The following is a 12514-nucleotide window of genomic DNA, read 5'->3' as shown; positions in this document are numbered from 1 at the left end:
CAAACATAAAAGAGAAGTGTTTGCCAAGCAAAATTCAAATAGATAATTGATTATGGGAGCAATTTTAGGTGTTATTTTTCACTTTATCGGCGGCTTTGCATCAGGGAGTTTTTATATTCCTTACAAGAAAGTTAGAGGTTGGTCATGGGAAAGTTATTGGATTACAGGAGGTGTTTTTTCATGGTTAATTGTTCCACCTTTAGCAGCGTATCTTACCATTCCAGATTTTACTTCAATTATTGCTAGTAGTGAAGGAAGCGTATTGTTTTGGACTTACGGCATGGGCGTTTTGTGGGGAATTGGTGGTTTAACTTACGGTTTAGGAGTACGTTATTTGGGTATTTCATTGGGTAGTTCAATCATTCTTGGGCTTTGTTCAGTTTTTGGTTCTTTGATTCCCTCAGTTTATTATTACTTCACCAAAACTCCTGGAAAAGATACCATCTATGATTTAGTATCTACCAATTGGGGACAAATGGTTTTACTTGGTTTGGCTGTTTGTGTGTTAGGAATTGTGATTTGTGGAAAAGCAGGTGGAAGTAAAGACAAAGATTTGGCAGGACAAGCAAGTGCTGAAAACCAAGAGTTTGATATTGTGAAAGGACTTACTTTTTCGATTATTTCTGGTTTGTTGAGTGCTTGTTTTAGTTTTGGTATTGAAGCAGGTTCGGCGATGTCGAATGTAGCGAATGAAATTTGGGTAGCAAGTAATCCCGGACAAGGCGAATTTCTTTATCGTAACAACGTTGTGTATATCGTTATTCTTTGGGGCGGTTTAACAACTAATTTGATTTGGTGTATGTACTTGAACTTCAAGAATAAATCTTTTGGTGATTATACCAATGCTGAAACTCCTTTATTGAAAAACTATGTATTTAGTGCCATTGCTGGAACAACATGGTTTCTACAATTCTTCTTTTACGGAATGGGAGAGAGTAAATTAGGAAATGGACCTAGTTCTTGGATTCTCCACATGGCATTTATTATTTTAGTAGCTAATTCATGGGGTTTAGTATTAAATGAATGGAAAGGTGTTTCTAAGAAGACTTTAACGACAATCATCGTCGGAATCTTAACGATTGTACTTTCGGTATTAATTGTGGGTTATGGCAACTCTTTGAAAGGTTAAAAAAATAAAAAATATAAAAAAAGGGGCATCAGATTGAAAAATTTGATGCCCCTTTTTTTATGCCAAAATATTATCTTGTGATAATATAAGTTTGTACTAAACGATGAAAAATTTTGATAAATGTCTTTTTTTAAGGCAAATATTTTTTTTGATTAAAATTGGTATGCTATTTGATTTATTTGTTCTGATGAATGAAGGATATTATACGTTAATATTTATTTAAATATGAAATGCGTCAAATATTTTTTTTTTAATAATAGTAGTATCTTTGAGTAAAAGGACAAATTTTTTATCCAATTACAGTTGAAATTAGCCTAAGGTTTTATCTGAAAATGGAAAATTTGTGATGAGTAAATCCCAATTTATTCGTCGATATCTAAAGAATTGATTTGAAGTAAATTATACAATTTCATAATCTCGATAAATTCCTAAGCTTTGCTCACTATGAAAACCCAACAAACTGTATTCACTAACAATCAATGGAAAACTATCTCTGAAAATGAGGGTTTTGTTGCTTCAAATGCTAATTGGGTATTGGCATTTGGGGAAAGAATTGTTTTAGAGACTATCAAACCTTTTGATTATCTCAAAAATCTTTATCCTAATGCGGATATTGTCATTAATTCAACTTCGGGTGAAATCTACCAAGATTCTGTACACGATGGTTCAATCATTGTAACAGCCATTGAATTTGAAAAAACATCAATCAAAAGTGTTGAAATAGACATTAATTCGCATTATGAAAGCGGTATTGCGGGTGAAAAAATAGCTGAAGCTTTGACTGGAGACGATTTGAGAACAATTTTTGTCATTTCGGATGGAGGAAGAGTAAATGGAAGTGAGTTGATTGCCAGTTTGAATAAAAAGACAGACGAAAGGATTTTGATTTCTGGAGGTTTGGCTGGTGATGCAGCAAGATTTGAAAAAACTTTAGTTGGGTTGAATCGTAATCCAGAAGAAGGAAAAATTGTTGCAATAGGTTTGTACAGTAAAAATCTGAGCGTTGGGCATGGCACAATGGGAGGTTGGGATGGTTTTGGTCCGGAACGTGAAGTAACAGAATCTGAATACAATATATTATACAAAATTGGCGATGTTGCCGCTTTGGATTTATACAAAGAATACTTAGGGAAATATGTAGAAGGACTTCCGGGTGCGGCTTTACTTTTTCCTTTATCAATGCGTGAAACCGAAGATGCTGAACCCGTTGTAAGAACCATACTTTCTATTGATGAAGAAAAGAAAAGTATGACTTTTGCAGGAGAATTACCCAAAGGCTCTTTGGTTCGTTTTATGAAAGCCAATTTCGACCGACTCATTGACGCTTCGGCAAAAGCTGCCCAAGATTCTATCCAACCTTTTGAAGATTCACCAGAATTGGCCATTTTAGTGAGTTGCGTGGGTAGAAAATTAGTACTTGGACAAAGAACTGAAGAAGAAGTAGAAGCGGCTCGTGAAATAATGGGCGATGAAACTGTAATAACAGGTTTTTATTCTTATGGCGAAATTTCACCATTAAACCCAAATGCTCGTTGTGGCTTGCATAACCAAACCATGACAATTACCACACTTTCTGAAAATTGATTAGAATGAATAACACAACATTTCACAGATTACTTGGCAAGCAAATCAAAAAACATTTGACAGACGAATGTCTGGAAAATGAAAACTTTCAAAATTTTATTAAAGCGGTTAATGAATCTTACTTGAGCTTTGATAGAGATAAAGAACTGTTTGAACATTCATCTCAATTGAATGAAAGAGATTATGCCGAAATCAATAATAAACTCAAAGATGAAATTAAACAAAGACGTCTTTCTGTGGAAAAATTGATTGAAGCGATTTATTCTTTAGAGGTAAGCGAAGAAACAGAAGAAAAACCTTTAAATCCTGATGATATGTTAGGATTGATGGATTTCTTGAAAGTTCAAATTGATAATCGCAAGCAGCTTGAAACAGATTTAAGAAAATCGAAAGAATTGGCTGAAGCAGCTACGCAAGCAAAATCGGAATTCCTTTCGATGATGAGTCATGAAATTCGCACGCCTTTGAATGCGATTGTGGGACTTACTTATTTGATGCAACAAGAAGAAGTATCAGAATCTTTGGCTGAGAATTTGAAAATACTTCAATTCTCAACAAATAATTTGCACGTACTTATCAACGATATTTTAGATTTTAGTAAAATTGAAGCAGGAAAAGTTGAGCTTGAACGAGTGCCTTTTGATATTAAACAATTGGTCTCAAACATCAAGAAAGCAAATCAGATAAAGGCTGAAGAGAAAGGTAACAAAGTAAGATTAATGATTGATGATGATGTGCCGAATGTTTTATTGGGCGATGCGCTACGTTTAGGGCAAATCATCACTAACTTGATTTCAAATGCAGTAAAATTTACTAAAGACGGAAGCATTACGATAGAACTTTCTCAACGACACCGTACTGCAACCCATGTTACGATTGACGTCTCTGTAACGGATACAGGAATTGGTATTCCTTTAGAGAAACAAGCGATGATTTTTGATAAATTTACGCAGGCAAATTCAGAAACAACTCGTCAGTTTGGTGGTACTGGTCTTGGTTTGGTTATCACAAGAAGTTTATTGCAATTGCATAATAGTGATATTCATCTTGAAAGTGAAGAAGGCAAAGGTTCGACGTTTTATTTTACTTTAGACCTTGAAATAGGAACAGAACTAAGAACGAAAGTAAACGAAGCACATACAGAATTATTGAATGAAAACACGTTGAAAGGCGTAAAAGTACTTCTGGTAGAAGATTATCCAATGAATATCAAGGTCGCTACTAAATTCTTAGAGCGTTGGCAAATTGTAATTGATGTAGCCGAAAATGGACAAATCGCTTTGGATAAATACGAAAAAGGAAAATACGATTTGATTTTAATGGATATTCAGATGCCAGTATTAGATGGTTACTCGGCTACAGCAAGAATCAGAGAAACAGATACAGACACTCCAATTATTGCTTTGACAGCCTCTGCAACACTCAATAACCAAGATAGAGCATTTTTAGTTGGGATGAACGATTATGTAACTAAGCCTTTCAACCCTAACGAATTATTCCAAAAAATTGCAAAATATAGTTATCGATAGATAATAGAAATGCTAATAAAATTAAAAGGCTCAACGAAATATTCGTTGAGCCTTTTAATTTTATTGCGCTAATAGTTTGTCTAATTCGGCTCTCAGTACAGGAACACTTTCGTCTAATTTTATTTGAAACAAGCTCCACATGTATTGTAAACTTTCGTACTCTGGTTTTTCTTTTGCTTGATTTTCAATGCCAATCAATAATTGCTCCAGTTCAGTAAGCCCCACCATTCCTAATGTTGGTTTGAGTTTATGTGCCAGCTTTCTTAATGCTTCCCAATTTTGTTGATGAATTAAGTTAGATATTTCTTGAAAATCAGGCAAAACATCTTCTAGGAAAGTCTGAAAAATATCAGCAGCATATTCTCTGTCATCACCATAAAGGTCAGTTAGTCGTTCGTTATCAAGGAAAATATTGTTTTCGTAAGTTTTCGTAACAGTACTTTCTTCTTCTGTAACCATTACAGCATATTCAGATTTTGTATTTACATAATTCTGAATAACACTTAATAAATGGTTAGGTGAAAATGGTTTAGTAACGAAATTATCCATCCCTACTTCAAAAGCCTTGTTCTTTTGGTCGAGCATGGCGGATGCCGTCAAGGCGATAATTGGCGTATCTTGATTAGGATTTTTGGTATTTCGTATCGTAATCGTCGCTTCATATCCATCCATATTTGGCATTTGTATGTCCATCAAAATAATATCAAAACGTTCTTTTGATGCTTTATCGACTGCTTTTTTACCATCAGAAGCTATTGCATAAGTAAAATGCCATTTGTTTAATAAACTACTGATGTATTTTTGGTTCATCGCATTGTCTTCTGCAACAAGTATTTTGCAAGATTCTAAGCTACGATCAGCCTCTTTAATTACATGGTTATTTTTAACAACTTCATTCTTAGATCTTTGGAAAGGCAAGGTAACCGTAAAAGTAGTACCATCACCTTCTCTACTTTTTACAAGAATACTACCGCCTTGAAGCTCAACTAATTGCTTGGTAATGGCAAGCCCTAGTCCAGTTCCTTTGTGTTTATGACCTTGTTCAGAATCTACTTGCTTGAATTTTTGGAAGATTAAATCCAATTTATCAGCTGGAATACCAATACCCGTATCTGAAATTTTGAATTCAATCCAGCAAGTTTCATCTTCTTCTTTTAAAAGTTTAACCATTACATCAATGCTTCCATGTTCTGTAAACTTCTCAGCATTGCCTATAATGTTCAATAGAATTTGGTTTAGGAGTAAATCATCTCCTAAATAATTACCAGTGATTTTGACATCTGTTAATAGATTAATTTCAACAGGACTACTATCAAGTTTTATCTGGAAAACTCTTTGAATGGTACGAAGCAAACCAACTAAATCGAATGGATGCTTGTGAATTTCTATTCGTCCTGCTTCTATCTTTGCCATATCAAGTAAATCTGAAATAAGACTGTGTAAAAAGTCAGCTGATGTTTTCAAGATGTCCAAGTATTCAAATTGTTCATTTGTTGGACGAGTATCAAACATCAAGTGTGTCATCCCGATAATAGCATTCAGCGGAGTACGAATCTCATGACTCATGTTTGCCAAGAATTGCTTTTCAGCCTGTCTAGCTTCTTCTGCAACTTCTTTCGCTTTTTCTAGTTCTTGTTCTAGTAATTTTCTTTCGGTAATGTCATAATGAATACCCATCGAGGCAACTGTATCGCCATGTTCATCAATAATTGGCGCACCGCTAATCAATACCCAAATAGGAGTACCATCTTTTTTGATAAGACATACCTCGTAAGAGCTTGCTTCTCCTTTTTCTCGTTCTTCTTGTCTTTCATCAACAATGTCGGTTTCAGCTTCGGGTAAAAATAGCTCCTTAGCATTTTGCCCAACAAGTTCTTCGTTGGTATAGCCCAACATTTCGCAGAAACGATCGTAAGCTCTTAGAATTTTATGGTTATTGTCAACTTCCAATAAACCCAAGGTCATATTATCCAGAATACCTCTATACTTTTCTTCGCTTTTACGAAGACGCTCATGAGCAAAGTATTTATCGGTTACATCCGAAAAGTTATATAAATGACCTCTGTATTGTCCTTCAATAAAAATTGGAATATAGTCTCTTTCAATGATTCTTCCATCGACCATTTCAAGTTGTTCCTCAACAACAATTTCCCTTTTTTCTAGTACTTCATTAACTCTGCTAAGGAAATTTTCAGGGTCTTTGAAGTGCCCTTGGATTTCGTCAGCTAATGAAAGACAATTAATTCCTATAAGATCAGAAGGAGATAAATCAATATTGAATAAATCACAAAAAAGCTGATTCGCTAAAATGATGGTATGGTTTTCGTCTTCAACAAGTATTCCTTTTTGAAGATTAGAAATAAAGTTGCTAAATCTGGCTTGAGTAGCTCTGAGGGTATCCTCTGTTATTTTGCGTTCAGTAATATCACGGGCTACTGCTACCAATTCAATAGATTCGTCATCGTTTTCGATGCGTCTTACATTTTGCCCAATCCAAACGATATTACCATTTTTTGCTTTAATCGGAAATTCATTATAAGTACTTTCTTCCTTATTCTGAACCATTTCAGCATAAAAATTAATGAGAGCTTCCTGATAGTTTGGTAAAACTAAAGTAGAGAAATGACGACCAATAATTTCGTCTTCAGAAAAGCCTAATCTTTCTTTGATAACTGGATTGACGTATGTAAAAATGCCATCAGTAGAAATTTTATAAATAATATCTTGAACTGATTCTATTAAGTAGCGGTATCTTTTTTCTGTCTTTTTTAGTTCATCAACAGCATTTTTTACTTGTTGTTCAAGATTTTGGTTAAGCAGTTGCAATTGTTCGCTGGTCTCGTAGAGTTCCAAAGCCTTTTTCTCCAAGATAATCTCGGTTTGCTGGTGAGCTTGTTTCTCTAGCTCTATTTGACGTTTGAGCTTTTCTATTTCTTCCATATTAATTTTTACACAATCAAAAGTTTTTCTTCAACTTACTTAATTAGGTATCAACACATCATAAATTATTCCAAAATATCATTTTGATGATTTTCTGATACTTTTCTTCACTTAGGCCATAAGTTGAAGTTTTTACTCACTCTTTTATAATGAATTATAAATGGTTAATGCTTTTTTGTACTAAACTATTTGGGGTCAAAAGATTATTTATATAAACAAAATATTTTAGGAGTAAAAAAGGCTTCAGGATAAACACAAGGTTATCCATTTAATGTTTTCTAAGTTTTATAGTTGAAGCTTTTGTAGGAAGATGAATTTTGTGAATATTTCGCATTTTACCGAATAAGCAAGTACATCAATGATGTTTTGTTTGTATAAAATGATGATAATTCAAATAAGTAAATCTTGCTTTGCAGTTAAACTGCTTTCAAAAGTTGAAAACATAAAATAACGAAACCTGCTTTTGGCTTAAGAGTGAAACACTTGCTATTAGTGAATCTTTGAGATTATTTGAAAAAGATACAAGTTTAATATTAATGGTTTTATCAAGCTAAAAATTTGATGAAATTTAACATTTTTTTTGATAAAAAAATGTGTAGCAACAATAATTGTATAAATATAATATTAAAGTTTTATTTTTTCTTTTCTGCAATTAAAAGAGCAATTCTTATTTTGTGGTATTCGAACCTAGCATCCATAGCTTCAAAGAGTGGTTTGATAGGATCTCCTTTTTTTACATTCATTATTTTTGCAGCACCTATAATTTGCTGATACTCCATTTCAGTTATAAATGCTGAAATATTAATATCTTCGCCGTCTTCATATAATTTTGCAAGGTGTGAAAAAATTGTAACTGGATTCAAACTTCGCTGTTCAGCAATTTCTTCTACCGATAAACCTTCTTTGTACAACTGATAAGTATAATGAAAAGTATCAATGCCAGTAGCTGAACTACTCTTGGCAACTGTTTTCAAAAAGTCTCGAATTTCTTTTAAAAATGCTTCTCCGAATTGTCGATATTTTTGTTCACCAACGCCCGAAACATTGAACATTTCTAATTGATTCAATGGCTTTTTCTGTGCCATGTCCGAAAGCGTAGCATCCGAGAAAACCACAAAAGGCGGAATGTTTTTTTCATCAGCAATTTGTTTTCTGAGTACTCGCAATCTTTCAAAAAGTTCATCTTTGATGATTTCTCTTTTCGATTTTTCTTTTGGAATATTGGCTTCTCGTTCGGCTTGTTTTTCTTCAAAAGGTCTGTAACGCACCAACTGCACTTTTCTGCCTTCTTTCAAAATCGCCCAAGACGCATTGTTGAGTTTATAAGCATGGGCTTCATCGTAGGCAATGTCCATCACGCCCGAATTCAACATTTGCTGTAAATAGTCTGCCCATTCGTCTGCTTTTAACTCTTTACCAGCACCAAAGGTTTTGATTTCGTGATACTTATGTTCAATGATGCGTCTATTGTTCGAACCTCTCAGAATATCAATCAACATACTCATCGCTACGTTTTCGCCTGTTCTGGCAATGGCAGAAAGGGCTTTTTGGGCAATCAGCGTAGCATCAAAACGTATTGGAGGGTTTTTACACACATCACAATTACCACAGTCGTTTGTAACCTCTTCGTTAAAATAGCTCAAAAGGATGCGTCTGCGACAAATTTCTGCTTCAGAATATTGCTTCATGCGGTCGAGTTTGGCTACTTGTACTTCTTTCATTTCCACTGGAAGTTCAGAATTCGCAATCATATCTTTCCTGACCAACAAATCATTGTAAGTATAAAAAAGCAAAGTGTCTGATTTTACGCCATCACGACCAGCACGACCAATTTCTTGATAAAAACTTTCTACATTCGAGGGCATCGAATAATGAATCACCCAACGAACATTCGATTTATCAATACCCATTCCGAAGGCAATCGTGGCTACAATTACTTGAATATCATCTTGAATAAATTGATTTTGTACTTCCGAACGCTCTTGTGCTGGCATTCCTGCATGATAATACTTGGCATTGATGCCTACTTTTCGAAGTGCTTCTGCTACTGTTTCAGTATTTTTTCGACTCAAGCAGTAAATAATTCCGCATTGTCGTGGGCGTTCTGCAATGAAATTTTGAATGATTTTAATACGATTTCGCCCAGCTTGTACGGAAAGCGAAAGGTTGGGTCTATCAAAAGAAGAAATAAAAATTTTAGCTTCTGGAATTCCCAGTTGAGTCAGAATATCTTTACGAGTTACTTTGTCGGCAGTAGCTGTTAAAGCAATCATCGGAACGTTTGGAAGTGCTTTCTTTAAAACACTCAGCTTGGTATATTCTGGGCGGAAATCATGTCCCCAAGTAGAAACACAGTGCGATTCATCAATCGCAAAAAGACTAATATTTAAAGTAAGAATCCACTCTAAATATCCCTGTGTAAAAAGCTTTTCAGGCGAAATATATAAAAGTTTTAGCTCGCCATTTCTGCATTGGCGTTCTATAGTACTTTGTTCTTGTGAAGTAAGTGATGAATTAACATATTCTGCTGCAATACCATTGGCTTTCAGGGCTTGAACTTGGTCGTGCATCAAGGCAATCAACGGAGAAATAACCAAGGTTAAACCTTGCATAACCAAAGCTGGAATCTGAAAGCAGAGTGATTTCCCACCACCCGTTGGCATCAACACCATCGCATCTTGCCCATAAAGTACCCAATCGATAATATCAGCTTGTAGCGGACGAAAGGCATTGTAGCCGTAATATTGTTTAAGAACTTGTTCTTTGGTGAGTGACATGAATTTTATCGAAACGTAGGAATTGTTTTAAATCTCATTTTTATGCAATTTACATTTTTCGGGTGATTTTTGGTTAAGATTGGGGCAATCAAACAAAGTTCTATTACTTTTGAGAAACAAAATTTAAAACAAGAGTAGCTTGAAAGGTGATGAAAAAGCTGCCTATTTCTTTATAAAATACAATGACAAAAACGATAAACATTAATCCACCAGTTCGAAAGTTTTTAACGGCAGATTTCCAATTAAGTACTTGGGAAAGTGTAAAACCTTTATTCGATAATTTAGTAGAGCGTACACTGAATAATGCAGAAGATTTACGCAAATTTTTTACCGACCGCTCTGAATTAGAAAGTTACCTTTCTGAAAACTTTGCTTGGCGCTATATCAAAATGACTTGCGATACGGGCGATAAAGAAATTAAAGCTCATTTTGATCAATTTGTGACGGAAATTCAACCACATTTGGCTGAGTACGACGATGTGTTGAACAAAAAAACACTTGAAAGTCCGTTCTTGGATGAATTAACCGAAACAGGTTTTGACATCACGATTAGAGGAATGAAAAAATCGACTGAGATTTTTAGAAATGAAAACATTGCTCTTTTTACGGAAATCCAAAACCTGTCAAGCCAATACCAAGCAACGGTAGGAGCAATGACGGTTGAATTGGACGGACAAACTAAAACACTTCAACAAGCAGGTGTTTTCTTGGAAAATACCGACCGTGCTTTAAGAGAATCTGTTTATAGAAAAATTCAGGAACGTCGTTTTCAAGACCATGAAAAGATGGACGAAGTTTTCAATAAATTGACTGCTTTGCGTCATCAAATTGCTTTGAATGCAGGTTTTGAAAATTATCGTGATTACTCTTTTGCTGCTTTAAAACGCTTCGATTATACTCCTGCCGATTGTTTCAATTTCCACGAAGCGGTGGCTGAAACCATTGTTCCGATTTTAAATAATGTAGCAACTGAGCGTAAAAATGCTTTACAAGTAAGCGAGCTACGTCCGTGGGATAAATCTGTGGATGCGCAAGGTCGTGCGGCTTTGCATCCTTTCAATGGTGGCGAAGATTTATTGAATAAAACCATTGAATGTTTCACTCAGTTAGATCCATTTTTAGGTGAATGCCTAAGTATTATGAAAGAAATGGGTCGTTTGGATTTGGAATCAAGAGTAGGCAAAGCACCCGGCGGATACAATTATCCTTTAGAAGAAACAGGTTTCCCATTCATTTTTATGAATGCTTCATCGCTGATGCGTGATGTAATTACGATGCTTCACGAGGGCGGTCATGCGGTGCATTCAATCGTAACGAAAGATTTGATGTTGAATACTTTCCGTAATTTTCCTTCGGAAGTAGCAGAATTGGCTTCAATGTCGATGGAATTGATTTCGATGGATTTCTGGAATGTGTATTTTGATAACGAAGATGAATTAAAACGTGCTAAAATTCAACATTTAGAGGATATTCTCAGTACACTTCCGTGGGTAGCAACGGTGGATAAATTCCAACATTGGATTTACGAAAACCCAACGCATAGCGTAGAAGAACGTACAACTGCTTGGGTAAGTATTTACGAGAAATTTGCTGATTCTGTAACAGATTGGTCTGGTTTAGAAAATTATAAATCTTGGATGTGGCATCGTCAATTGCATATTTTTGAATTGCCTTTCTATTATATCGAGTACGGAATTGCTCAATTAGGAGCGATTGGCGTGTGGAAAAATTATAAAGAAAATCCTCAAAAAGGTTTGGAAGGTTATTTAAACGCTTTGAAACTGGGTTATACCAAGCCGATGAAAGAAATTTATGCAGCAGCCAATATTCCTTTTGATTTCTCGAAAGAACATATTGCGTCTTTGATGAATTTCGTTCAAGCTGAATTAGTAATTTTGAAGAAGTAAGAACCGACTAAAACTAAAAAATCCCTTCTAACAAGGTTAAAAGGGATTTTTTTATGTTCTAAGCAAGGAAAACTACACCTTGATTTCAACATCAACACCTGAAGGCAATTCTAATTTCATTAACGCATCAACTGTTTTTGGAGATGATGAGAAAATGTCAATTAAACGCTTATAAGTACATAATTGGAATTGCTCACGAGCTTTTTTGTTAACGTGTGGTGAACGCAAAACTGTGAATTTTTCAATTTTAGTAGGCAAAGGAATTGGACCTGAAACTACTGCACCTGTAGCTTTAACCGCTTTCACGATTTTCTCAGCCGATTTGTCCACTAAAGTGTGGTCAAATGACTTCAATTTAATTCTGATTTTTTGATTCATTGTATTGGTACGTTAAAATTTGTAATTCCCGCAACGAAAGTACCATTAGCTTCATTTTCGGGACTGCAAAATTAGTGAATTTATTAATATTCAGAACGATAACGGTAAAAAATATTCTTTATATGAAAGATTATCTTCTTTTAACTACCTATTTTCTCAATAGATAAAGGAAGGATATCATTCAAATGATTAATACAATTGAAACTGTTTTTAAAATTAGGGTGAGAAATTTTATGGTATTGACTATCAGAATGATAGCTGTTTCCTCTA

At 34.7% G+C, this 12514-nt stretch carries 7 protein-coding genes; 4 read left to right on the top strand and 3 right to left on the bottom strand.

The features are described 5' to 3' along the window. Nucleotides 1-52: 52 nt before the first annotated feature. The 3 genes from rhaT (at nucleotide 53) to ABID42_RS05225 (ending at nucleotide 4242) form a co-directional block, all read left to right on the top strand. Complete coding sequence (rhaT, locus tag ABID42_RS05235) at nucleotides 53-1129, top strand: L-rhamnose/proton symporter RhaT (RefSeq protein WP_367282752.1); 1077 nt, start codon at nucleotides 53-55, stop codon at nucleotides 1127-1129. Between the two features lie 444 nt (nucleotides 1130-1573). Continuing rightward, the gene (locus tag ABID42_RS05230) at nucleotides 1574-2713 is read left to right on the top strand and encodes an FIST signal transduction protein (RefSeq protein WP_367282751.1); all 1140 of its coding nucleotides are present in this window, start codon (nucleotides 1574-1576) and stop codon (nucleotides 2711-2713) included. 5 nt (nucleotides 2714-2718) lie between these two features. Then, a complete protein-coding gene (locus tag ABID42_RS05225) occupies nucleotides 2719-4242 on the top strand; it encodes a response regulator (protein ID WP_367282750.1) in 1524 nt (507 codons plus the stop codon). A 60-nt stretch (nucleotides 4243-4302) separates the two neighbouring features. Here the strand turns inward: ABID42_RS05225 and ABID42_RS05220 are convergent, their stop codons facing one another. After that, on the bottom strand, nucleotides 4303-7182 hold the full coding sequence (locus ABID42_RS05220; protein WP_367282749.1) for a PAS domain S-box protein: 2880 nt from the start codon (nucleotides 7180-7182) through the stop codon (nucleotides 4303-4305). Between the two features lie 632 nt (nucleotides 7183-7814). Then, nucleotides 7815-9959, bottom strand: coding sequence for a DNA helicase RecQ (gene recQ, locus ABID42_RS05215; RefSeq protein WP_367282748.1), 2145 nt, complete (start codon nucleotides 9957-9959; stop codon nucleotides 7815-7817). A gap of 182 nt (nucleotides 9960-10141) precedes the next feature. Between recQ and ABID42_RS05210 the strand changes: the two genes are divergently transcribed. Further along, on the top strand, nucleotides 10142-11866 hold the full coding sequence (locus ABID42_RS05210) for a M3 family oligoendopeptidase (RefSeq protein WP_367282747.1): 1725 nt from the start codon (nucleotides 10142-10144) through the stop codon (nucleotides 11864-11866). A gap of 72 nt (nucleotides 11867-11938) precedes the next feature. Here ABID42_RS05210 and rpsJ read toward each other — a convergent pair whose 3' ends face one another. After that, a complete protein-coding gene (gene rpsJ, locus ABID42_RS05205) occupies nucleotides 11939-12244 on the bottom strand; it encodes a 30S ribosomal protein S10 (protein WP_184135098.1) in 306 nt (101 codons plus the stop codon). Nucleotides 12245-12514 lie beyond the last annotated feature (270 nt).

It is taken from the genome of Arcicella rosea, from assembly GCF_040543805.1.
Taxonomy (GTDB): domain Bacteria; phylum Bacteroidota; class Bacteroidia; order Cytophagales; family Spirosomataceae; genus Arcicella; species Arcicella rosea.
This window is presented reverse-complemented; position numbering and strand designations above follow the sequence as displayed.